Source organism: Mycoplasma pogonae (genome assembly GCF_054170725.1).
This window is the reverse complement of record NZ_JBSWZS010000012.1, coordinates 24,031-48,944: the sequence shown is the minus strand read 5'-3', so window position 1 is coordinate 48,944 and position 24,914 is coordinate 24,031. Positions and strand designations below refer to the sequence as shown.

General features: G+C 28.4%; 26 protein-coding genes. 4 read left to right on the top strand and 22 right to left on the bottom strand.

What is annotated here, in order from left to right; translation table 4 throughout:
• The 22 genes from ACW95P_RS04250 to ACW95P_RS04145 all read right to left on the bottom strand — a co-directional run.
• Nucleotides 1-336 (bottom strand): hypothetical protein (locus ACW95P_RS04250; RefSeq protein ID WP_457962008.1); only part of this gene is annotated, 336 nt, incomplete at its 3' end.
• A gap of 51 nt (nt 337-387) precedes the next feature.
• Nucleotides 388-726, bottom strand: a complete 339-nt coding sequence (locus tag ACW95P_RS04245) for a hypothetical protein (RefSeq protein WP_457962007.1) — start codon at nt 724-726, stop codon at nt 388-390.
• A gap of 8 nt (nt 727-734) precedes the next feature.
• The gene (locus ACW95P_RS04240; protein ID WP_457962005.1) at nt 735-1,178 is read right to left on the bottom strand and encodes a hypothetical protein; all 444 of its coding nucleotides are present in this window, start codon (nt 1,176-1,178) and stop codon (nt 735-737) included.
• Complete coding sequence (locus tag ACW95P_RS04235) at nt 1,165-1,764, bottom strand: hypothetical protein (protein ID WP_457962004.1); 600 nt, start codon at nt 1,762-1,764, stop codon at nt 1,165-1,167. Before ACW95P_RS04235 ends, ACW95P_RS04240 begins: the two co-directional genes overlap by 14 nt.
• A 32-nt stretch (nt 1,765-1,796) precedes the next feature.
• Nucleotides 1,797-2,099: a hypothetical protein gene (locus tag ACW95P_RS04230; protein WP_457962003.1), complete on the bottom strand. Its 303-nt coding sequence runs from the start codon at nt 2,097-2,099 to the stop codon at nt 1,797-1,799.
• Nucleotides 2,100-2,111: 12 nt separating this feature from the next.
• Nucleotides 2,112-2,810, bottom strand: a complete 699-nt coding sequence (locus ACW95P_RS04225; RefSeq protein ID WP_457962002.1) for a DNA adenine methylase — start codon at nt 2,808-2,810, stop codon at nt 2,112-2,114.
• On the bottom strand, nt 2,804-3,178 hold the full coding sequence (locus ACW95P_RS04220; protein ID WP_457962001.1) for a hypothetical protein: 375 nt from the start codon (nt 3,176-3,178) through the stop codon (nt 2,804-2,806). Before ACW95P_RS04220 ends, ACW95P_RS04225 begins: the two co-directional genes overlap by 7 nt.
• 33 nt (nt 3,179-3,211) lie before the next feature.
• A complete protein-coding gene (locus ACW95P_RS04215; protein WP_457962000.1) occupies nt 3,212-3,724 on the bottom strand; it encodes a hypothetical protein in 513 nt (170 codons plus the stop codon).
• On the bottom strand, nt 3,725-4,561 hold the full coding sequence (locus ACW95P_RS04210) for a hypothetical protein (protein WP_457961999.1): 837 nt from the start codon (nt 4,559-4,561) through the stop codon (nt 3,725-3,727).
• A 52-nt stretch (nt 4,562-4,613) separates the two neighbouring features.
• A complete protein-coding gene (locus ACW95P_RS04205; protein ID WP_457961998.1) occupies nt 4,614-5,714 on the bottom strand; it encodes a DNA cytosine methyltransferase in 1,101 nt (366 codons plus the stop codon).
• A gap of 5 nt (nt 5,715-5,719) precedes the next feature.
• Nucleotides 5,720-6,247 carry a hypothetical protein gene (locus ACW95P_RS04200; protein WP_457961996.1) on the bottom strand — a complete coding sequence of 176 codons (528 nt, stop codon included), beginning with the start codon at nt 6,245-6,247 and terminating at the stop codon, nt 5,720-5,722.
• 1,110 nt (nt 6,248-7,357) lie between these two features.
• Nucleotides 7,358-8,179, bottom strand: coding sequence for a class II fructose-bisphosphate aldolase (locus tag ACW95P_RS04195; protein ID WP_457961995.1), 822 nt, complete (start codon nt 8,177-8,179; stop codon nt 7,358-7,360).
• Entirely contained in the window at nt 8,180-9,217 is a 1,038-nt protein-coding gene (locus ACW95P_RS04190; protein ID WP_457961994.1) for a Gfo/Idh/MocA family oxidoreductase, read from the bottom strand. It lies immediately after the preceding gene.
• A gap of 33 nt (nt 9,218-9,250) precedes the next feature.
• The gene (locus ACW95P_RS04185; protein ID WP_457961993.1) at nt 9,251-10,516 is read right to left on the bottom strand and encodes a substrate-binding domain-containing protein; all 1,266 of its coding nucleotides are present in this window, start codon (nt 10,514-10,516) and stop codon (nt 9,251-9,253) included.
• 15 nt (nt 10,517-10,531) lie between these two features.
• Nucleotides 10,532-12,367 carry an ABC transporter permease gene (locus ACW95P_RS04180; RefSeq protein ID WP_457961992.1) on the bottom strand — a complete coding sequence of 612 codons (1,836 nt, stop codon included), beginning with the start codon at nt 12,365-12,367 and terminating at the stop codon, nt 10,532-10,534.
• On the bottom strand, nt 12,357-13,919 hold the full coding sequence (locus ACW95P_RS04175) for a sugar ABC transporter ATP-binding protein (RefSeq protein ID WP_457961991.1): 1,563 nt from the start codon (nt 13,917-13,919) through the stop codon (nt 12,357-12,359). Before ACW95P_RS04175 ends, ACW95P_RS04180 begins: the two co-directional genes overlap by 11 nt.
• Before the next feature lie 3 nt (nt 13,920-13,922).
• Nucleotides 13,923-14,828, bottom strand: coding sequence for a myo-inosose-2 dehydratase (gene iolE, locus ACW95P_RS04170; RefSeq protein WP_457961990.1), 906 nt, complete (start codon nt 14,826-14,828; stop codon nt 13,923-13,925).
• A gap of 8 nt (nt 14,829-14,836) precedes the next feature.
• A complete protein-coding gene (iolD, locus tag ACW95P_RS04165; RefSeq protein WP_457961989.1) occupies nt 14,837-16,804 on the bottom strand; it encodes a 3D-(3,5/4)-trihydroxycyclohexane-1,2-dione acylhydrolase (decyclizing) in 1,968 nt (655 codons plus the stop codon).
• 3 nt (nt 16,805-16,807) lie between these two features.
• Nucleotides 16,808-17,821, bottom strand: coding sequence for an inositol 2-dehydrogenase (gene iolG / locus ACW95P_RS04160; protein WP_457961988.1), 1,014 nt, complete (start codon nt 17,819-17,821; stop codon nt 16,808-16,810).
• Nucleotides 17,811-18,611 (bottom strand): 5-deoxy-glucuronate isomerase, encoded by an 801-nt coding sequence (locus ACW95P_RS04155; protein ID WP_457961987.1) that lies wholly within the window; start codon nt 18,609-18,611, stop codon nt 17,811-17,813. Before ACW95P_RS04155 ends, iolG begins: the two co-directional genes overlap by 11 nt.
• A 1-nt stretch (nt 18,612) precedes the next feature.
• Nucleotides 18,613-19,614 carry a 5-dehydro-2-deoxygluconokinase gene (gene iolC / locus ACW95P_RS04150; RefSeq protein WP_457961986.1) on the bottom strand — a complete coding sequence of 334 codons (1,002 nt, stop codon included), beginning with the start codon at nt 19,612-19,614 and terminating at the stop codon, nt 18,613-18,615.
• A gap of 13 nt (nt 19,615-19,627) precedes the next feature.
• Nucleotides 19,628-21,097, bottom strand: coding sequence for an aldehyde dehydrogenase family protein (locus ACW95P_RS04145; RefSeq protein ID WP_457961985.1), 1,470 nt, complete (start codon nt 21,095-21,097; stop codon nt 19,628-19,630).
• 479 nt (nt 21,098-21,576) lie between these two features.
• Between ACW95P_RS04145 and ACW95P_RS04140 the strand changes: the two genes are divergently transcribed.
• The 4 genes from ACW95P_RS04140 to ACW95P_RS04125 all read left to right on the top strand — a co-directional run bounded on the left by ACW95P_RS04140 (nt 21,577) and on the right by ACW95P_RS04125 (nt 24,881).
• Nucleotides 21,577-21,858, top strand: coding sequence for a hypothetical protein (locus ACW95P_RS04140; RefSeq protein WP_457961984.1), 282 nt, complete (start codon nt 21,577-21,579; stop codon nt 21,856-21,858).
• A gap of 253 nt (nt 21,859-22,111) precedes the next feature.
• A complete protein-coding gene (gene rpsB, locus ACW95P_RS04135; RefSeq protein ID WP_457961982.1) occupies nt 22,112-23,005 on the top strand; it encodes a 30S ribosomal protein S2 in 894 nt (297 codons plus the stop codon).
• Between the two features lie 51 nt (nt 23,006-23,056).
• On the top strand, nt 23,057-23,950 hold the full coding sequence (gene tsf, locus ACW95P_RS04130; RefSeq protein WP_457961981.1) for a translation elongation factor Ts: 894 nt from the start codon (nt 23,057-23,059) through the stop codon (nt 23,948-23,950).
• 100 nt (nt 23,951-24,050) lie between these two features.
• Nucleotides 24,051-24,881 (top strand): MurR/RpiR family transcriptional regulator, encoded by an 831-nt coding sequence (locus ACW95P_RS04125; protein WP_457961980.1) that lies wholly within the window; start codon nt 24,051-24,053, stop codon nt 24,879-24,881.
• Nucleotides 24,882-24,914: the final 33 nt, after the last annotated feature.

Below are 24,914 nucleotides of genomic sequence, written 5' to 3'. Positions count from 1 at the left end.
TTTGAACTTAGCAGTTGCTGCATCTAAAGCAGCTTTGTTATCATATTTAGCAATATCATCTAAATCAGTTGTGATATTAATTTTTGTGGTTTCTGATAAGTTGGTTAAATCTTTAATTATTGATTTATGACTAGCTTCTATTAATGTAGGTTCATTAACAAAAAAAATATCATCATTTATTTCAACATCATTTTTAGAATCATTCATTTTTCATGGTTGAATAAATAATAAACCTGTAGAAACGGTAAATAACCCTAATGCTCCACCAGTTAATAATCAGGCAGCTAGTGCTTTCTTGTTTTTTTTATTTTTATTATTTTCTTTTTTATTATTCAATTTACTTATAATGTCTCCTTTAATTTATTTTATAAATTTGTTATTAATACTTTAGGCTCTTAGACTATAAATAGTTAGTTTCTTAATAATTGGAAATTCAAAAGATTTATTATTTAATTTTTGAATCATTGCTTGTTCAATGTAATTTCTAAATGCTATTGCACTAAGTCTAATATCATTAAATTTAAAATAAACAGATGGATATAAATTTCAATGCGGGATATATCTTCGAAAAATTTTCATTGATATTTCAAAAGCTTTATCTAAATCTACATTTTCATGCTCTTCTAAAAAGTTTTCTTGATATAGCTCTGATGCTTTTTGACTACATGCAACTAATGCTATTGAAGTTATAGGAATAGACAAAATTGCTAAATGTTTTAGTTTCATTTTTATTATTAACCTATTTTGATTTTAGGTTTTACACTATTATTTAACTTATTAACAAATTCAATTTCTACTTCTTCTAGTTCTGAAAAAATTATTGTACTTCTACCTAATACTCTTACTTTTTTAAAAGTATCATCAAAAGGTTGATTCAATATTTTTGCTTGCTTTTGCATTGCTAAATTATCAGCAATAAAAGCATTAAATTGTTCCCAAGTTAAAATTATTCCATCTACTTGGAAAATCATGTTTTGAGGTTCAATTGCAGTGTCAAAATTTTCTTGGTTATATGTTAAATAAATTAATTGACTAACTTTTAAATTTTCATAATCACCTAAAACATAATATTTATAATTTTGATTACTGTTTGTACTATTACAACTTATAACGGTTGCAATTCCTAAAAAAGGCATTGCTGTTATTAAAGCTATTTTTAATTTATTATTTTTTATCATTATTTAACCCTTCCAAAAATTTTTTAACATCCTTATCAATTTTTACAGGTACAAAATAATTGTCAGGAATATCATCAACCTTTAAGTTAGCTCCTGTTAAATTTTTTGCATCTTTTATGGTGCTTTTTACATAAACAAAAACTTCTTTAAATGCAGCATTAAAATTTTTTAATACAAAACTTTTAGAAATATAATGATTAAATTGTCATCAATTCAAAAGCAATCCATCAATACTAAAAACAAAATCTTTTTTAGTTCATTTATCAGTTGTTAAATTATTTGTTAGTAATGCCAATTGTTGTAAATTTAAATTGGTGTGTTTTGATTTAATAAAAAGATACCTAATAGAATCGATTTTTCTTTGTAATTCTTTTTCTTGTTTTTCTTTTTCTTCCATAATGCGTCTAATAACATCAGTATTTTTTCTAATTTTATAAAGGTTATAACTTTTACTTGTACCTCAAAAATCAGTATGATATCCTCAATCATAGTTGTCTAGACCGACAAAACTAATGACATTTGTTGAAATTATTAAAGGGATTGATGTAATTACTGCACTCCATTTTAAAAATTTTCTTTTAGTCATATAAACTACCTTACTTTTTTGTTTTTTATAATTTAAATTTGTATTTTTTGAAAAAGCAATTTAATAGGAAATTGATTTTTCTTTTTCTTAGTAAAAAATCACTTTAATAATCACAAATTAGAAAAAATGAAAAGAGGTATTAATACATAAGCAATTCCTGAGAAAACAAAAGTGTTTATAAGCATTTCTTTTAAACTTGAAACATTTAAAATCTCATTAAATACTTTTGCTGCCACAACAATTGCATATATTAATGTTGCAAATGCTAATAAAAACATAAATATTCCAATTCATATCAAAAGCTTTGTATCTACTAATTTTTTATTTTTTTTCATTAAATTCCTTAGTTAATAATTACTAATTAACAATTCTTTAGTTTTTTTAATGTTGTGATTTGATGTTAATGTATATGTAAAAGCTAATTCTTGAATTTTTCAATTACGAAATGTCTCTCTTACATAAGGAACATCATTAATAGAAATAACTAAATAATTGTTTTTTGCTAATTGTTTTAGCATTTTAAATAATTCATTGTGATCAACTTTGTTAGGATATAACTTTTCATATTTATCACCATAATAAGGTGGATCAATATAAATATAAAAATCTTGAAGTTGATTATTTTTTAATAAATCTTTATAGTCTTCTTGTTTTATTTTTAATATTTGATTATCAATTTTGGTTTTAAATAAAATGTTTCATTCAGACAATATTTCAAAATAACCATTTTGAATACGTTTTTCAAACTGTGCAATCGCAGCTTTTGTTGGATTACCAAAACCAGAATATGATTGCTGTGTTTTTATGATTTTTTCTTGATTAAATTGGTGTTTTTTAGTGTTTCAAAACCCATCATAGTCATTAATAATGACATCAACGGCGTTGTTAAAATTATGTAGGACATTTACACCTACAATTAATGAACCGCCAAATAAATCCAAAAACTTGAATTTTTGATCTTTAGGTAAATTTAATTTTTCTAATATTATTTTTAGTTTCTTAAATTTACTTCCAGGAATTCTAATTATTGGTTTTAAAGTTATCAATAAAAACTCTTTTCTTTTTTTAAAAATATATTTAAAATATCCATATAGTTTTCATCTAAATTTCAAACTTTAATTCTTTTAAATAAAATTTTAGTTTTTTGTTGCTCATAATCCAATTTATTTTCGCTATCATAATATTTTTTTATAATTTTTTCTACATCATCAAGTTTTTCAACAAAAGAGCTTTCTGTTTTATCATTTTTTTCAAAAACAAAAATAATGTTTTTTCTCGAACTTTCATAAATGTATTCTTTGTCTATTTTTGCATAAAATGCTGCAAAATCTAATAAAGATAAATTTTCTTCAAAATCTACACCTTTTATACCTTTATACCTATTATTTTTTTCTTTTTTAAAAAATTTACACATCTTAACTCTCCATACTATTTATTATTATTTAAATTAACTTAACTTATCATTGCTTTTTATCTTATTTTGGTATTTTAAAAATAAGTTTTTCATTCTATTAATGTATTCCAATTTTTGTTCTAATTTTTGAATTAATAAATCTTTAAAATTTTTAAGTGCAGCTTCAAAAATTAATATTTCAGCAAAAACTAAATTTTCTTCTATGTCTATTTTTTTAATAGAAGCTTTTAGATCCATGGATTTATACCACGATCTTAAATATTTAATTTTTTCAATTTTGAATTCATATAAATTCATTAAATTATTTTTGTTCTGACTTATGCCTTCTTTGCCAATTATTTTTTCATCTATTTGATTTTTTAATTTTTTTAAATCAATGTTTTCTTCAAACTCAAAATTCCAAAATATAAGTGCTGTTCTTTTTGCTAATTTAAGGTTTTTTTGTATATTTTTACTAAAATTAGGGAATATATTTTGGTGCTTTTTTGAATCTAAATAAAACACTTCTTTAACAGTTTCCTTATAAATTTTGTGTGATACATTCATTTACATAACCTGACCTAGTTCTTCTTCTTGGATTTGTTTTTCTTTTTTCGAATTAGGAAATTCTTGTTTAAATTTTTCATTTAATTCTTGTAAATAATGTTCACTAATAGCTTTTCATTTAGGAGAACCTATTTCATGAATTTCTTGTCAATGTGGTTGTTCTATTTTAATTAAATCAATTGCTCATTTATTTTCAGGTTGTGAATAATGTTCATAAATTTTTTCTGTATAAAACACTTGATTTTCATGATCTCAATTTAAAAATAAATCTACTTTATCTTCTTTGTTCATAAATTTAATTTCATATGGTATACATTTATTAAACTCAGGAGAATATCTATACCACATATTTCTTTCGGAAATTGGAATTGAATTATCATGAGGTATTTCATTAAATTTTTTATAATTTTCTTTAAATACACTATTGGGTGAATAAAACATTTTTTCATACAATTCATTATTTTTTTGATAGTTATGCATACTAAGTTTAGGAATTGCATAATGAATATCGTATAAAAACTCTTCTTTGTGATTTTTATTATTTACATCTTCAATATAAATGGAAGAAATTTTATTTTCCAAATTTACAAATTCATAGTTAACTTTTACTTTAAAAGCATGTTTTTGAGTATCTAAATCAGAAATAAAAAATGTTTGTCCATCAACAATATCTCTTTCATTTTCATCATGATTTTGGATTCCTACAATAACTAAATTATTTCTAGTAAGCAAAGTATTTTTTTTATATTTATCATCGATATCTGGATATTGTGTATATTGATTAACATCAATACTACTTATAAGATATGGACTCAGTAAATCTAACAATTTTTTCATTTATTTTCCTTGTGTAGCAATATTTTATTATTTATGTTTAATTTATGTTTATTTATTTTGTTTTGAATAATTCCTTAAAAATTGCTTCTAATACTTGGACAACAATTGAATTACCAGCTAGTTTATATAAGGTACCTTTAGATAGGTGTTTTACTTTTTCATAATCAGCATTAGTAAAGCCCATTAATCTTCAAGCTTCTTTTTGTGTAATGATTCTTAAGTTATAGAAATCATCATCAATTTTAAAAATTACTGGTTCTTGTTTTGATGTTGCATTTGTATTTTCGGCTTTTACTACTATTTTTTGTCTTGAGTTTGCTCCAGTAGCAGTAATAGTTCTTATATAACTGTTGTTATTTTTAGGATTAGTTACATAATTTTCAGCATTGTAACTACTTAGCGGCATTTTGATAACACCAGAATTATTTCATCTTTCTTGTTTTGTTGTGATTGTATAAACAAAACCATTTTCATTATCATCAATAACTTTAATTTTTTGATCTTCAATTGCTTTGACCATTGATGGTGAACTATATTTAATAAAATAGCTTTGATCAATATTTTTAAAATTTTCTAAAAATTTAATTAATGGTTGCATTTTTTTAGTTTCTAAGTTATCAAAACTAAAATTTTGATTCAAATCTTTTCTAATACTTACAACAAAAACTCTTTCTCTATTTTGGGGGATTCCATAATTTAAAGAATTTAAAACTTTCCAATAATTTATGTAGCCTAGTTCAGACATCTTATTTAAATAATCATTAAAGTATTTAATGTTATTTTTAAAAGTTAATGCCTTAACATTTTCCCAAACTACATATTTAGGTCTAGGATTTAATTCTTTTTCAATAATTTCTAAAGTTCTTGTATATAAATTACTTCTTCCGGTAGATAAATCATTTTTCCCAGCAATTGAAAAATCTTGACAAGGTGAGCCATGCACCAATAAATCAATTTCTTTTCGGTCTTTATTTTTTCATTTTAAAACATCTTGTGGTTGATAGTTTTCTGCATACAATAGATTGTAAGCATTGCATGCTTGAGGTAATACTTCAACATAATCACTACTATTAATTTTAAAGTTTAAATTTTCTAATGCTTTTCTTGGAGCACCTATACCACCAAAAAGCTCTAATAAATTAATTGATTTCATTTAAATTATTTAAGCTCTATTGATCATTCATCTTCTGATTCTTTTTGTTTTGTTTCTTGTGCTTCTTGTCTTTCGGCATTTTCTTTTGCATTAATTGGATTAGCAAAAAGTAGTTCTTTTGCATATTGCAAATTGTTTGATACTTTTTCAAGTGTTTTTAATTCTTTTACGTGTCATTCAATTTTAGGAATGATTTCACCAGTTTTTTCATTTGTTCATGTTTTATCAACCGGCATTACTTTCATTTTTACTTTTGAGCCTTTGTCTAAATATTTAATTTCATTCATCACTTTTAAGTCGTATGTAATAAATGCTTGTCCTTGTTTTTGTCCATCAGGCACTAGTCCAAATTCTCTAAAGATAACTTCTTTACCTTTTTTATTTTTAAATGTTTTCGCTAAATTTAAAAATGTAATTTTCCCTTTTACGGTGATTGTGTCAGGTTTTTGAAATAATTTTTGTTTTGTTTCTGTTTTATCATTTTCTAATTTTTGTGTTTCTTCTACATTATTTAATTGTGTGTTTTTTTCCATGGTATTTTCCTTTTTTTTATTTATTTAATTGTCTTTATTTAGACTTTTTATTTTTGTTTTAAAAACATTTATATAAATGTAAAAACCATTTTTTTATATAAATATGGTTTTTAACTTGTTTAGGAAAATTAATTAATTTATGGCTAAGTCAATAACAATGAAGCTATCATCATAATAAGAGCAATCAATATGAAAGGATAAGTTATTGATTGTTTAGTTAATATAAAAGTAAAATAGGAGCTATTTAAAATTTAAATCCATTAAAAAAGGAGCGAACATTAAAATCAAAGCATTAGTCAAAATAACAAAACAAAATAATATTTGTGTGCAACTTTGCTTCGTCGCTATTTAAATAACCACCAATTGAATTAATTTTCCAATTGTTGATAAAAGAACAAAAGAAATAAAAAACTACTTCTCTTTCGAAAAGTAGTTATATAAATATATATCTTTTAAATACCCTTATTTATTGACCATCAAAAATGTAAGTGTACCAAATAAGTTAAATGTAGATTTCTAAAAAAAAAAAAAAAAATCTTACAAAATGATTTTGAATAAAAACCGAATTTTTAAAAAAGCGAAATATTTATAGAGCTATTCAAAAAAAAAAAAAAAACGTAATTGGGTGAAAACGCCCTAAATAAATTTTGGTTAAAATTTTAAGATCGTACTTAGAAAGTTGCAAAACTCAAACAATTGAAGATGCTAAAAATATAGCTAGTACTACTTAAAATTTTTATGATTTGGTATTAAACTAAATGTTAAATTTTACTTCAATTTTCAAGTCCACTTACTTTTAAACCACATGTTGAGCGCTCATTTCATATTGTGTAAAAGCTTTTTCCTTTATTGTTACCCTGCTTTGTTTTGTAATTCTTAAAGCTTTTGTGAATTAAATAGATAAAGCGTTGATTTTTACAACACAAAATATCAATAGTGAAAAAGAAAATCTTATTTTAGGTAAAATTTCATTAGTTTAGCTAACTGTAACACAATTTTAAAATCAGATTTTTTTAATTTGGTAATTATTGAAAAAATACAACCTTGGAGTGTTGTATTTTTTCATTATTTAAGCTTTATTTTGTGAATTTAATTGTAAAATTTTTGCTTCTATTGCTGCTTTTGCGTTATTAATCGCCATTTGACTCATTTTTTAATGTCATAATTTCTGTGAGCAAATAAATCATTTTGATTTAAATAAGTTTTTATTCCTTTAGCATAAGCTAATAAAATTTCGGTATTAATATTAATTTTACTCACCCCCATAGCAATAGCTTTTTGTAATTGTTCATCAGGAATTCCTGATCCGCCATGCATAACTAGGGGTATAGTCAAATTAGCTCGTAATTCAGCAATTAAATCAAAATTTAATGATTTTCAATTAGCAGGATATTGACCATGGATATTACCCATTCCAGCAGCTAAAAAACTAATTCCTAATTGATTAAATGCTTTTGCTTCATTGATTGAAGCAATTTCACCTTGTGAAATAACACCATCTTCTTCACCACCAATAGCTCCTATTTCTGCTTCAACAGAAACATTATATAAATTAGCTTTTGCAACTAATTTTTTTGTGTTTTGATAATTTATTTCAAAACTTTCCTTGTGGCCATCATACATTACAGATGTAAAACCAACATCAATTGCTTCCAAAGCCGTTTGGAGTTTACCATGATCTAAGTGCAAAGCAACGGGAATAGTAATATTTAGTTGCTGAATTAAGCCTGTTACCATTCCATAAACAGTTTTTAGACCACCCAAATAATCAAGCGAAGCATCAGTCACGGCAATAATAATTGGAGAATGTAATTTTTGAGCAGTTTCTAAAATTGCTTTAGCCATTTCTAAATTATTAATATTAATATGCGGGATTGCATAGCCATTTTTATAAGCTGCAAAAACCATTTCTTTTGCATTAACTAATGGCATTTATTTAATCTCAATCTCAGTTGGATAAACAACTTCTAGTAACTCATTTTTTACAAAAGCTTCTTGAGCAGTTTTGGAAGCAATAATATTAACAAGCGCTTCATCAAGCTGCGATTTATCATAATCATGATTTAAAATTTTATTAACAAAAGCATTAATTTCAGCAACATAAGCATTTTGAAAACGGGAATTAAAATTGCGGTGATAACTATAAATTGCTCCATGCTGATTCATTTCTACAACATTGTGATTCATATCAATCATTCCCACATGCAAATGACCATTAGTTCCCATAATATCAGCTTGAGCTTGATAACCTTGCGGCCCAATGCGTGAGGCGACTAACATTCCAATTGTGCCATTATGGAATTCAATCATTCCTCCGACAACATCACCATCATTTCAGCTAGCAAATTCGGGATACTTATAAGCTTTTCCCAATCCCCAAACTTTTTTTGGATAAGAATTTAAATACCACACCATTAAATCAAGATCATGAGCGCTAACATCAACAAATTGTCCTCCTGATGTTGGCCCAAATTTAAACATATTAGCAACATCTAATTCTGGGTCTTCACTAAAAGCACGCACCATAATTGGTTGTCCAATGCGATTTTCATCAATTCGTTTTTTTGCTTCTGCATATTCAGCATCATAACGTCGCATAAACCCTAGTTGTACAACTTGGTTAGGATAATTTTTAGCCTGCTGAATCAAATCAATACATTGCTGCAAATCAACCCCTAAAGGCTTTTCGCAAAAAACATGTTTTTGAGCTGCCAGAGCTTGCAAAATATGTTTGGGATGTAAATTTGTAGAAGTTACAATTACTACTGCATCAATCTCGGGGTTTTTTAGCATTACTTCATAATCATCATAAGCATATTTAATATTTCATTCTTTTTGTAATTCAAATGCCTTGCCATCATGTGAACACAAAGCAATTAATTCACCATCAGGAACTAAATTTTTAATATTTTGAGCATGTGTAAATCCCATTCTCCCTAAACCAACAACTCCGATTTTAATTTTTGCCATTTTGACTCCTATGTTTAATAATAAATTGATTCACTATTGTGTTCTAACTAATTTTCCATTTGCATCAGCAGTTAGTTTTTCACCTTTACCATCTTCACCAGCTCAGAAAATTTTGGTTGCAACTTGGAAATAAAAACCTTTAGTCATTGTTTGATTATCTGAGGTTGGGACATTGGTAATTTGTGGAAATACTTCTTTGTACTGTTGCAGTGTACTATTATCAAATTGATTTTCAAGCACTTTTTTAGCAATTAAAGTAGCAATAGCTCCTAAGGCATTTGTTTCTTGTTCAACTGTTGCAGTCATTGTTTTTTGGTTAACAATTGCATCAATTGCATCTTTAGTATAATCAATTCCAGTTACTCAAACTTTATTTTTTGTTGCTTCACTGTAAATTTGATTTCCAGCTAAAATTCCCTTACCATCTACATCTTTAATATTTTGTTTTAAAATAGCACTAATTGCTCCAATTGCAGCTTCATCATTAGTTCCAAAAATTAAGTTTGGACGTTTGTCAACTGTATTAGCTGAAAAGAATTGTCCAATACGAGCATTAGTTTTATCATGAGCTAAACTACGGTTATCATCAGCTTGGTCAGAGTAATATTTTTTACCGTATTTTTCAGCTTCTCCAATTAAAGTGTAACCATAAACATTGTAATTTATATCATTGCCATCTAAATCTTTAACTGGGATATTAAATCCTTTTGTGCGTGACATTCCTGATTCTGTACCCGGAATTCCATATAAAATATAAGTTAAAATATCCTGTGGCAATTTAATTTTTTGTGCTAAGAATTGAGCAATAATTTTTCCAGCTTGAACATTGTCAGAAGCGATGTTGGCCACAACTTCAATTCCAGCTTCTTTTACTTTTGGACCAAATAAAATGTGGTCAAGTGCAATTACAGGAATTTTTGCGCGGTTAAACTTTCTTACTGCAGCAATCCCTGAATCTTCATTAACATCATTAAAAATGACAATTGGGTGTTTTTTGGCAATGATTCTTGCTACATTATCATCTTCTGTAGATACTTTGTTAATTGAGTCATAAGTTTCCACTGATAAATTTAGTTCTTTAGCTTTTTCACGCACCCCTTCTTCAACAGCAGCAAAAAATGGGTTATTTTTTGTTGATAATAACAAGGCGATATCAGCAGCACCTTTATTAGTAGTTTTACCTTGATCTAATTTAGAATTATAGTGTGAAGAGATTCCGAACACAATTGCCAAAGTACCACCTAATCCTAATAAAGCACTAAAGGCAATAATTAATTTTCTTAAAAATAATTTCGACATATTTTTTCCTTATTCCTATATTTTTTTAGCAATTGTTTTGTAGTAAAGTTTTTGAGCTTTTGAGTAGAAATTGTATTTTCCATCAAAGATAATTGCTAAAACAATAATAATTCCTTTAGCAACAAGTTGTACATTGGCATCTAAGTTTAAAAATGAGAATGAATTAATTAACATTGAAATTGCAAATCAGCCAATAATTGTTTTTCCAATTCCTCCCCGTCCTCCTGCTAAAGAAGTACCTCCTAAAGCAACGGCGGTAATGGCATCCAACTCAAAACCAGTTCCTGAGTTGGGATCAACACTAGCTGTTTTAGAAGCTAGCGTAATTGCTCCCAATGCCGCAAAGAAACCTGATAAGGTATAAACTGAAATTAAAATTTTATCAACTTTAATCCCAGAAAATTTTGCAGCATTTTTATTATCACCAGTGGCATAAACATAACGCGAAAAACGTGAAAATTTCATAAATAGTAATAACAATGCCACAATAATTATGAATAGTAAAATTGCATTTGTAAAAGCACTTCCTTCACTAACTCCAGCATTTAATCATGTAAAAACTGGATCATTGTAATTAGAAATTGGTACTCCGTTTAACACTAATTTAATTACTCCGGAAAGTGTTAATAAACCTGCAAGGGTAATAATAAATGGCGGAATTTTTAGTTTAGCGACAAAAAAGCCATTCATTAATCCAATTAAAATCAAAACTAAAATTGTAACAATTAATGCCGGAACAAAATTTCAGCCTGCTGTCATAGTTAGTGATAAATAAACTACACCACCAAACCCCGCTAAACTTCCAACTGATAAATCAATCCCTCCAGTTAAAATTACAAATGTTTCGCCAATTGCGATATAAGCAATAAATAAATTTTGTTGAATAATTGCACTTAATCAGTTTCTAGAATCAAAAAAGTTTGTGTTTAAGGCTCCGGTTATAATAGCAATAAAAATAAAGATAACTAATAGTTTTGAATTATTAATCGCCGCTTTAACGCGATCAGCATAATTAATTAGTCGATCTTCTTCTCTAAAACCTCACAATTTATTAATTCAACGTTGTTTTTTAATTTCCGGTAGCGTTTTAGCAGCTTCTTTTTGCAAACTTTTTAATTTTTGACTATATTCTTTCATTAAATTGATTTTGCTAGTTTCTAAATTATCAACCCCAAGTTTTCCATTGGCAAAATCAGTTTCTAATTTTTGAATACTTGTTGTAGTTTGATTATTTAAATCATCAAGTTGTTTTTGCAAAGTAATTTGTCTACTCTTAAAAAAATCTTGATTATTCTTTGCAATTTCTTGATACTTGGCTTTAATTTCTTTATAACGCTTTTCAGAATCTTTAACAATTGCTTGATAAAAATCTTGATATGTTTGCTCTACTTTTTTAACATGTTTTTTAGCTGCTTGCTCTTTTTTGGCAAATCAAGCATCTACTTCAGCTAATTTTGCTACTTTAGCAGCATTTATTTTTTCAACATTATTTGCAATTTCTTGCTGTAAATTTTGTTGTTGTCTTTGATAACTAATTTGATCAATTATTAAATTTAAATGTTGCTTTTCTAATAATTTTAATTTTTGATATTCTTTTTCAATTTGTTTCGCAAAAAAATTTTCGATATTTTGTTTTTTTTCATTAATAGCAATTGCTAAATTAAAAAAATCATCTTGTCAATTTTCAATCTCTTTATCCATTTTTTCACGAGCTGCATGAATACGATTTTGATAATATTTGTCTATTTTATTCAATTCATGGTTTTGATCATAGAAATTTAACTGTAAATTTCGATAGTGATCAAAATTAGAACTTCATTCTTTTTTCTTTGGTAAAAAATTAATTCGCATCAGAACCTTCTCCTAAATTTAAAGCATTTTTTAAAATGTTTTCTTCATTAATACTCTGACCTTTTAATTCAGCTGTAATTTTGCCTTTATACATCACAATTACCCGGTCAGCGATTCCTACCATTTCTTTAATATCAGAAGAAATGAACATGATTGTTTTTGCTTGCTTTTTTAGTTCGTGAATTAAGTTATAAATTTCTCTCCGCGCTCCAACATCAACTCCACGAGTTGGTTCGTCTAAAATAATAAATTCTGGTTGAGTAGCTAAACCTTTGGCAATAGCAACTTTTTGTTGATTACCTCCAGATAAATCACCAACATTTTTATAAATATTTTCTGTTGCAATATTTAAGATTTCAGCATATTTTTCAGCTTTTTTCTCAATCTTCTTTTTCATAACAAGTGGGAGATTAGGATTTAAAAAGCAACTTTGTAATGAAGCTAATGAAATATTAAAATCAATTGCTTTGTTAAGATTTAAACCTAATTCTTTGCGATCTTCTGACAAATAATAAATTTTTTCATCTAGTGAATGTTTAATATTTTTTGGAAAATATTTTTTATCATTAAAACTAAAACTTCCACTTGAATAAGGTAATGCTCCAATGATTGTTTGTGCTAATTCAGTTCTCCCCGCTCCAACTAGAGCATAAAAACCAACAATTTCGCCTTTACGAAGTTGAAAGGAAACATCTTTTAAAATTTCACTATTTAAATGTTTAACTTCAAATGATACCGAAGCATTGTTATCGACTAGCTCTTTTTGGGGATAACGCTCCTTGATGTCGGCTCCAATCATTAAACTAATGATGTGATTTTCATCTTTAAAATTAGCAATAGGTCCATCAGCTACATAGTAACCATTTTTGATGATAGTGATATACTCACATGTTTTAATAATTTCTTCCATCCGGTGAGTAATTCAAACAATGCTTGTACCTTGTTGTTTTAATTTATTAACAATTTCATAAAGTTTGACAGTATCTTTTTTAGTTAAAACACTAGTCGGCTCATCAAAAATCATAATTTTAGGTTTTAATGATAGAGCTTTAGCAATTTCAATAAATTGTTTTTGTGATAATGATAAATTTTCAACTAAGTCAGTTGCTTTAAAATCAACATTTAATTGATCCAAAAGTTTCTGAGCTGCAGCATTCTGTTGTTTGTGATTCACAAAACCATATTTTCCTGGTTCATTACCTATGAAAATATTATCTGCAACAGTTAAATTATTTAACAATTGTTGTTCCTGATGAATAATTGCAATTCCTTGACTTTGTGAATCTTTAATTGAATTAAAATTTAATTGGTGATTGCATATATTTTTTTCACAAAGCGACATTGTTCCATTATTTGGTTGGTAAATTCCGCTTAAAATTTTCATTAAAGTTGATTTACCGGCACCATTTTCTCCAACTAATGCAACTCCCTTACCTTTATAAAGTTTTAAATTAATATTTTTTAAAACTTTAAAATCCCCAAAACTAATATTGATATTCGATAATTGAAAAATTAATTCATCCAAATGTTTATTTTGGTTAGTTGAACTCATTATTTATCCTTTTCATTCAATTTTATTTTTAATAAATTGCATTGCTTTTAATGCATATTCAAACGGATTAGCTTTGGATGGATCTTGTTCAGCTTCAACTAATAACCAACCACTATAATTATTTTTAGCTAAAACTTCAAAGAAAGTATCATAAAAAACATCACCATCACCAGGCACGGTGAAAGTTCCTAAACGTACCCCTTCTAAAAAACTTTTTTGTTCTGATTTAACTTGGTCAACAACTTTTTGGCGAATATCTTTTAAATGCACATGCTTAATACGATCTACACACAAAGGAACAATTTCAGAAATATTTTCACCCGAATAACTAAAATGACCTGTATCAAAAATTAGATTAACATATTTTGGATCAGTTAAATCTAACAATTTTTTAGTTTCTTCCCAAGTTTGGATTCCGGTACCCATATGATGGTGATAACACAACTCAACTCCAACTGAGTGTGATCATTTACCCATTTCATTTAAACCATGGGCTAATTTTGCGAATTCGGCATCATCAAAATGTGGTTTATCTTGAAAAACAGCTTTAGATTGATTTCCTTGAATTGATTTTGATTGTTCTGAAACAACAACAACTTTAGCTCCCAATTCTTTCAACTTTAAAACATGTTTTTTAAATTCTGTCATTGTCGCATCAAGCCCCTTATCAATCACAAAACTACTAAACCAAGCTGAAGCGATTTGTAAATTACGCATTTGTAAATGCTTTTGCAATATTTTTAAATCTTTTGGAAATTGTGAACCAATTTCAGTCCCTTCAAAACCTGCTAGAGCCATTTCAGAAATAGCTTGCTGAAATGTATTTTCTTTACCTAAATCTGGTAAATCATCATTAGTTCAACCGATAGGCGCAATTCCGACATAAGTATTATTAAATTTTGGCTTCATAGTATCTCCTAGTTAAAATCATTTTTAGTTGCATATAATTTTTTATTTTTTTGAGCTTGTTTAACAATAGATTTTTCTTTCGAAACTTCAGCTAAACCTACTTGTCAATGAGCGCCGTAATCATGAGTCATTGTTTTTGGGAAAACTTTTATTTCAATTAGCATTGGTACTTTTGTAGTTGTTGATTTTTTTAGTGCAGCAATTAAATCGGATTCGTTTTTTACTAAAACAGAATCTCACCCATAACCTTTTGATACCATTGCAAAATCAGTAATTTGTAAACTACCATTTTGATTTGATCCGGGTGCTACACGGCAATAAAACTCTGTATCTAATGATTTGCTAGTGTTTCCAACTTGCAAGTTATTAATACATCCAAAGGAGCTATTATCAAATAATAAAACTACAACAGGAACTTTTTCTTGAACTGCAGTAACCATTTCGCTATTTAGCATTAAAAATGACCCATCACCCACCATTGCATAAGAAGGTTTATAACCTAAAGCAATTGAAGATCCAATTGCCGCTTGAATTTCATGTCCCATACATGAATAACCATATTCAACATTGTATGAACCGAAAGCATCAGTTTCTCATATTCTTTGCAAATCGCCAGGTAGTGATCCAGCAGCAGCAGTTATAACAGCGTCTTTTGGTAAGTATTTCCGAATTAAATATAAGGCTCTAGTTTGTGGAAAAATTTCTACCTTAGTTTGATAAAACTGATTTACAGCAGCTAAAAATATTTTTGTTGCTTTGTGATTTTTATCATAAACTTCAGGGTATTTTAATGCTTCTTTTTCAGTTAAATGATTTAAGACATTCAAAACTTCATTTCAAGACTGTTTTGATTCCTTAAAATCATGATTATTGTTAGTAAAAAACTTAGTAAATCCAGTTTTTTTAATTTGTTTTTCTAGTAAAGGTAGAGTTTTTTTAATGTCAGCTATTAAACTCACTCCCCGCATTTTAGCTGCATCAAAGGGCTGTAAATTAACATTAACAAATTTAGTATTTTCACTAAATAAAGTTTTAGAGCCGGTGGTAAAATCAGTATAACGTGTTCCTAGTCCAATTACTAAATCTGCAGTTTTAGCATAAGTATTAGCTGCTAAATTACCAGTAACTCCAATTCCTCCTAAAGCAAGTTTTTCAGAACTTGGTAAAGCTGATTTACCCGCTTGGGTAAAAACATATGGGATATTAAATTTTTTACAAAAATTTAATACCACTTTATTTGCTAATGAATAGCGAACTCCTCCACCGATAATTATTAATGGTTTTTTAGCTTTAGTAATTAATTGTGTTGCTGCTAATAATTGCGATTCATTAGGAGTGATTCGGTTGTAGTGATAAACTTTTTTTTCAAAAAATCAGGTTGGATAATCATATGCTTCAGCTTGTACATCTTGTGGCAGAGCAATTGTTACAGCGCCGGTATTAGCTGGGTCTGTTAAAACATTAAAAGCCCATAGTAAAGAATTAATTAATTGCTCAGGACGATTAATTCTATCGAAATATTTCGATACCGCTTTAAAAGCATCATTAGTTGAAATTGATAAATCATGCATTTGCTCAATTTGTTGCAAAACAGGGTCGGGGCGACGGGATGCAAAAGTATCACCTGGTAATAATAAAAGTGGAATCCGATTTGCTGTTGCAGTCGCTGCGGCTGTAACCATATTGGCTGCTCCAGGTCCTACAGAAGAAGTGCAAGCAATAATTTTCAAACGATGATTTTGTTTGCTATAACCAAGAGCAATATGAGCCATACCTTGTTCATTTTTGCCTTGAATTAGTTTTAAGTTATGATCTAAATTTGTTAATGCTTCACCCATTCCTAAAACATTGCCATGGCCAAAAATTGTTGCTATACCATAAACAAATTTATGTTCTTGACCATCTATTTCTAAATAAACATTATCAATAAATTTAACTAAAGCTTGAGCCGTTGTTAAGCGAATTGTTGCACTCATACTTTACTCAACTTCTGCTAGGGTAACTGGGCGTTTTTCTTTCAATGACAACTGTGCAGCCTTAGCTAATAAAACAGCTTGATATCCGTCTTCGATAGAAACCTGTGGCTTTTGGTGGTTTAAAACTGCTTCGATAAATAATTTATCTTCCAGTACATAAGCATCTCAATATCTTTCTAAGAAAAAGTGCAAAGGTTTTTCATGAACAATCCCCACTTCACTGGAAACGATTAATGTTGAAGCGGTATCATTTTGAATTTGTAAAGCCCCTTTCAAACCGTGAACTTCAACACGCTGATCATAACCATAATTAGCTAAGCGACAATTGTCAATCACCGCCATTGCGCCACTTTCAAAAGTTAAAACAACAATTGCAGTGTCAATATCACCGACTTGTTTAATCTCTGAATTTATAAGAGCATCACCGATAGCATAAACTGATTTGATTTTTTCTGGCACTAAAAATCGCACCATATCAAAATCATGAATCATCATATCTAAGAACAACCCACCTGATTTTTTAATATATTCTAAAGGAGGCAATCCCGGATCTCTTGAAGTAATTTTTAATTGTACTAATTGACCAATTTTATCAGTCGCTAAACTATTTTTAATAGCTAAAAAATTGTGATCAAACCGGCGATTGTGACCGACAGTAAAAATTTTTCCAGTTTTAGCAATAACTTTAGCAACATCTTTAATTTCGTTTAAATTAAATGAAACTGGTTTTTCACAAAATACATGTTTACCAGCTTTTAAAGCAGCGATTGAATATTGATAATGGCTATCTGTTGGTGAACAAATATAAACGGCATCTATTTCTGAATTAGTTAAAAGATCTTGATAGTCATCATAAAATTTTTTCACACCTAGTTTTTCAAAATTAGCTTTGCTTTCAGCATTTAAAAAACCATCAGCTAGAGCAATAACTTCACCATTTTCAACATTTTGTTGAATTGCTTTGGTGTGGACATAACCAATTCTTCCTCCGCCAATAACTCCGATTTTAACTTTCATTTTTTTCCTTTCAGTAATTAGGATGTTCTTCTTTTAGTCATAAATGTTTTTCTTCTTCAATTCGATCAATTCAGGGATCATTTGGAAGATGTTTAATAATTCAACAATAATATAATGGATATCCTGGAGCAGCACTAACTGGATGTGTTAAACCACCCGGCACAGCATTAACATCATTATTTTCTACAATATAAGCTTCTTCACCATTTACAGAAAGGGCAAAGCCCGAATCTTTTTCTTGCTTAAAAAAATATAATTCAGGTTGTGGATGGTGATGGGGTAAATATGATGATCATCTACCTTGATAAGTTATGACTTCACCAACAACAAGATTTGAATCCGGTCTTGTGCTAAAATCAAAAAAGGTTCTTACTTTTCTACGAGCAACATTTTCCCAAATATCTTTGCCAAAAAATGTTTCATGCGAAGTTAAGCTTAAATAATTTTGTTTTAATTTAGTATTATTAGTTGTAATAATTAAAAATTCTGTTTTTAATGTTGTATGAATTACAACTTTTTCTCCAGATTTTAGATGTAAAAGTTGCCCTTTTTCACTAAATAAGTTACCACGTTTAAATTCAACTGTATCTTCGCTATATTCCAATGTTGCTTGCCCGGTTAAAATTAAAAATACTTTTTCAGTCCCTTCATCAACTTTAAAATTTTTATTTTCGTTTGGAGCTGCAATCCACAAATCTAAATCAAGTTTCATAAAATCTGCTTTTTGCGGATTTTTGTGATCAACTAAATTGTGATATCCAATTGATAAATTTCTATTTTTTAAATGCATTTTATTTAACTTTCTTTACTAAATTAGGATTCTTTCTTAAAGCCTTGGTAACAAATTCTTCAATTGTGCTAAAACTTGGTAAATCAAAGGAAGAGTGGGATTGCACCATAATTGAAGCAGCTGATGTTGCAAATTGTAATGCTTTTAATGTGTTGTTAGGGTCTAAATAATAAAGGTGCAAAAATAATGAAGCATAAGCATCGCCACCACCATAACCTTTTAACATTTCTACCGGTACAATCTCAGCAACTAAGTGCTCATGTTTTGTAAATAATTTTGAACCTTGCTTACCATTTTTGATAATTACTAATTTAGCTGTTTTTAATCAATAATCAGCTAAATCTTGATCAGAAACATCATTAAAATTATTATTAAAAATAAATCTTGATGTCAACTCCATTTCTTCTCTAGAGCCAATAATTAAATCCGCTTGTTTTGCAACAAGTTGATAATAGAGTCCCACTTCTTCAATTGATGTTCAACTATATTCCCGATAATCAACATCAAAAATTACATCAACATGATTTTGTTTTGCTAGCAAAACAGCTTTTAGCACAGCTTCACGTGAAGGTGATTTACTTAATGCGGTTCCTGAAACAATTAAAGCTTTAGCACTTGCAATGTATTGTTCTGAAATTTCTAACATTGAAATTTCTAAATCAGCCACTTGATTCCGATACATTAAAATTGAACTTTTATCTTTGGAAAGCATTTCTGTAAAAGTCAATCCGAGTTTATAACTAGGGTGGCGATAAAGATGAGAAATATCAACTTTTTCTGCTGCTAAAACATCAGCTACAAAATTACCAAATTGATCATTTGAAACCTTGCCAATAAAACCAACTTTATTACCTAACCTTGATAAACCAACTGCTGTGTTTCCGGTTGACCCTCCTAAATATTTTTTAAAAGTAGTTGACTTTTCCAAAGTATTGTAATAGTCTGTTGGATTAAAATCAATAGTGACTCTTCCCAACAATAAAAAATCCATCTTTTTTTGCATTTTTATTTCTTTCTTATGACATTCAGTCAGTTTTATCTTCTGGATTTCATTTTGTAGTAACTTTTACTAAGTTAGTGAAAAAGTTAATACTTGACTTACCAGTAATATCCCCATAGCCAAATTTTGATTGCAATAATCCACCAAAACTAAATGGTTCTCTTGGTACCGGAACGCCAATATTCACTCCTAACATACCCGGTTTCATTTCTTTAATAATTTCTTCAGCCGCTCTTCCTGATTGAGTGAATACAGAAGCAGCATTTCCTAGCGGTGATTTATGTTGGAACTTAATTGCATCAGAAATATTTTTCATTTGCACAATTTCTAAAACCGGGCCAAAAACTTCATCTGAGCTCATTTTATCTTCTAAGCCAGTTCAATCAATTAAAGTTGGTCCATATCAATAACCATTTTCAGCTCCGGTAGGAGGTGTGAATTCTTTTGCTCCATCAACTAAAATCTTCGCTCCTAATTGACGAGCGTTTTCAACATATTTTTTCATTTTATCGATATTAACTTTTGAAACAATTGGTGGAAAATTTTGTCCTAATTTAAACTCACGCGCTTTTGTAACTAAAGCATCTAACAAAGGTTGGTTTTCGCCAACAATTAAAGCCACACTAACAGCCATACATCTTTGGCCTGCCATTCCTACCGCTGAAGCTAAAATTTCTTTTGCTGCAATTTCGATTTGAGCATCTTTTAATGCAAATAAGTGATTTTTAGCTCCCCCAAGCGCAATTACTCTTTTATTTTTTAATGCAGCTGTTTCATAAACGATTTTGGCAACTGGTGTTGAACCAACAAAGGTTACACCACTAATTTCGTCATGCTCTATTAAAGCTTTAGAAATATCTGAACCACCATTTACTAAATTAAAAATTCCGCTTGGTAGTCCCGCTTCTTTTCACAAATCTGCCATATAACTTGTTGCTAATGGTGTGATTTCAGATGGTTTTAAAACAACGGCATTTCCTAACGCAATTGCGTTAGGGATTGATCAATTAGGAACCATTAAAGGAAAATTAAATGGTGTAATCACAGCGAAAACCCCAACTGGACGTCTTTCTTCGCGTGCGATAATCCCCCGACTTACTCATTGTGTTTCCCCACTTACTAATTGTGGAATTGAACAAGCAAAATCTGTGAGTTCAATAACTTTTTCAACTTCTGCTAGAGCTTCACCCATTGTTTTCCCATTATCTAAATGGATTAGATGTGCCAATTCTTGTTTGTGTTTTAAAACTAGTTCGCGATATCTATAAAGTACTTCACTTCTCTTTTTGAATGTTAAGCTCGCTCAGTCTTTTTGAGCCTTTACGGCAGACTCAATTACTTGGTTTAATGTTGCTAAACTTGTTTTTTCAATCTCTGCTATTTCTTTTCCATCATAAGGTGAAAAAACTTTCATTAATTCAGCATTTTTTTCGCTAACAAATTCATTGTTGTAAAATGTTTTAATTGTTTTTCTTGAAAAATCCATATTTATCTTTACCTCTCTCTATTATTGAACTATTGAAACAATATACAAATATTTATTAATTTATTTAAAGATATCTAAATTGTGTTTTATTAAAAAAACAAAATTTATTTATATACTGCTATTAAAGTTCAACTAATTTAATTATAGTGAAAAATTACTAACATTAAAAAATATTTTGAACAATTTATGCAATTTTATGAATTAAATTGTTATAAAAATTTAAATTTATTGTAAATTATTTTTTTATTTTGAATAAATTTAAATAAGTTAGGAAAAATGAAAGTTTAAAAAATTTGTTTTTTGAACTTTTTATTTAACAATTGAATAAAAATGTGTTTTTTTGAAAAAAAGCTAAAAGTAAAAATTTTTTTGACAAAATTAATGATTTCTAGCTATATATAATATGGAGAAAGAAAAAATAGTTTTTCTAACTCCAAATTACTAAACAAATTATTTAATAATTAAGAAAGGAAGTTAAAATGGATTTTTCTGATTTTAAGCCTGTTAAACCTCAACAAAAACAAGAAATTTATGGCGGAGCTTTACCGGGATTATTTGTTGGCATAGTTGCATCTCTACCAGCTATTGTTAGTGCAGTCGCTTCTTTAGCAGCCTCTTTTAAAACATTATTCAGCGATTCTGGAGAAATTAAAACTAAAGAAGGACTAACCCAAAAATGGGATACTAAATCAGGTAAAGAACTTAAAAACCCTTTAAAACCAAATGCTCATGCCACAATGCCGATTTACTTTATTTACTAACAAATAAAAATATGTTTGACACTTGTTTTTAAATCACAAAATCACCCTTAATTTTAAAAGGGTGATTTTCATTTTTTAACTATGAAAAAAGTTAAATTTTGATACAATTTAAAGTAATTTTTAATTTAATTATTAAAAATGATTAGCACTAGAATGGATTCATCAGCTTGTGTTCTTTTTGAAGAATGTTGATGTTAGAAATTTTAGGAAGTTTTAACAAATTACTAACTTAAATCTATTTATGGAGAAATTAATGACAGAAGAAATTAAAAAAGCAGAAAAAAAACCTGCTCGTGAAATTGTTTCTAAAGCAAAACTATTAGAAGCAGGAACTTACTTTGGACACCGTGTGGCACAGTGAAACCCGAAAATGAAACCTTATATTCATACTAAAAAATCAGGAATTCATATTATTGATATTGTTAAAACTCAAAACGCCATTGAGTTTGCATACAAATTAGTTAACAAATTTGCTCAAAAAGGGGCATCATTCATTTTTGTTGGAACTAAAAAACAAGCTAAAAAAGCAATTAAAGAACAAGCCTTGAGAACTAACTCATCATATGTATCTGAAAGATGATTAGGTGGAACTTTAACAAATAATAAAACAATTTTTACTTCAGTACGTAAAATGCGTGATTTAGAAAAACAAGCTGAGAATAATTTTGAAGGTTACACCAAAAAAGAAGGTGTTTTAAAATCAAAAGAGTTAGCAAAATTACAAAAAAACTTAAATGGAATTAGAGATATGCGTCAAATTCCTCAAGTAATGATTATTGCTGATCCTCAAGATGACATCATCGCAGTTAAAGAAGCGAGAAAAAAAGGTGTAAAAGTTATTGGTATTTTAGATAGTAATGCTGACCCATCATTAGTTGATTTAGGAATTCCAGCTAACGATGATTCATCAAAATCAATTGCTTTAATTGTCACAATTTTAGCTGATGCTATTGTTGCTGCTAAAAATGGTAAAGAATTATTTGCTTACAAAACAGATGAAGAGGTTGTTTTACCAGAAGATCCAAATCGTGAACAAAAAAGACAAAACAACGAAGCATACCAAAATCGTAGAAATAATAATTACAACAGACCAGCAAGAGAAACAACAACTTCTGAAACTAACAAAACAACAGAATTAAAAGCTTAGGCTTATAAATTTTGTTAATTAAAGTTTCAATTAGAAAGAGGAGAAAAATAAATGTCAAATACAAATAACATGACGTTAATTAAAGAATTACGTGAAAGAACAAACGCAGCAATGATTGATTGTAAAAAAGCTTTAGAATCATCAAACTGAGATATTGAGGCTGCAATTGTTTGATTACAAGAAAACGGAAAAGCTAAGGCTGCTAAAAAAGCTGGAAGAATTGCTGCTGAAGGTGTTGTTGCTGCAATGGCAAACGACAATGCTGCTGTAATTTATGAAATTAACTCAGAAACAGACTTTGTAGCTCAAAATAAACAATTTTTAGAATTGGTAAATACAGTTGGCGAAACATTATTAAGCAATGAATTCACAACAGCTGAAGAAGCATTACAATTAAAAGCCCCTAATGGTAAAACTATTGAAGAATTAACAGTTGATGCAACTTCAACAATTGGAGAAAAAATTTCATTTAGAAGAGCTGAAAAAGTTGTTTTAACACCAAATCAATCAGCAGCAGCATATCGTCACTCAAACAACCAAATTGCTTCATTAGTAGTGGTTGAAGGTAAGGCAAAAGAAGCTGCTCAAGGTGTGGCAATGCACGTAGCTGCAATGAATCCTGAATTTACACTTGTAACTGACGTTCCCGCTGAAAGAGTTGCTAAACTTCGTGCAGAATTATTAGAAGATCCTGCTTTGGCAAACAAACCAGAAAACATCAAAAATTCAATTGTTGATGGAAAATTAAACAAAACACTTGCAGAAACTGTTTTAGAATTACAAGATTATGTAGTAGATAATAGTTTCAAAGTTAATAAATTCCTAGACAGTAATAATGCAAAACTTGTGAAAGTTTATCGTTTTGAAGTTGGAGAAGGAATTGAAAAAGCAACTTCTGATTTTGCTGCTGAAGTAGCCGCTCAAGTATCAGAAGCTTTAAAGTAATTTTATAATCATTTCCCAGACTAACACATAGTATATCTACTATGTGTTTTTATTTTAATTTTAAATTTTTATATTTTGAAAAAAAATATAAAATTAAGGCATGTTTAAATTATTTATTGATAAGCAGTTAAACCAATTAACAGCAACTGAACGTAAAATTATTGAATTTATTGAGGCTAGCCCTGAAGCTTTTTATAATAATTCTATCAAGCAAATTGCTCATTTAAATTCTGTATCAATTTCACTTGTTTCGGGTTTAGCAGCAAAAATGGGTTTTAGTTCTTTAAAAGATTTGCAATTATATGTTTATCACAAACATTTAGATACTCACAAAGCATTAAATAATGATGAAAATAATTTACACACAAATTTACTTAATTATTTATATCACTCATACAGCCACAGCATTAGCGAAACAATGCGAATTTTGGATTCTGAGCAATTAGAAAAAATTGCTAGTGAACTATATTATGCTAACCGGATTTTATTATATGGTGTTGGCTCTTCACATTTAGCATCACGGGAACTTGCAATTAATTTTCAAAAAATGGGTAAAAATGCAATTGCTTTTGCTGATTTTCATGGCTTTCTATTATCGCTTGCTTCAGTTGAAGATCAGAGTACAAAAATAATTTTACTTTCTAAAAGTTGTGCCACTAAAGAAATTCAATTTGCAATTGATTTAATGGAAAAAAATGGCATTGAATTTATATTAATTACTGCTAATAAAACTAAAAAACAACAACACGACAAGGTAATTTTGTACGAAACTTTAGAGCAAAAAAGTCGCTTTGTCTCAATTTCATCAAAAATTGCTCAACAGTTTACATGTGATTACCTGTTTAAATTAATTCAAACTTTAGATGAAAAATTAGATAACAAATTTAAGAAAAATTTAGCTTTTCTAGAACAATGAAACCGACAAAAATAAGCTCAAAGCATAATAGTAATAAGCTTATTTTAA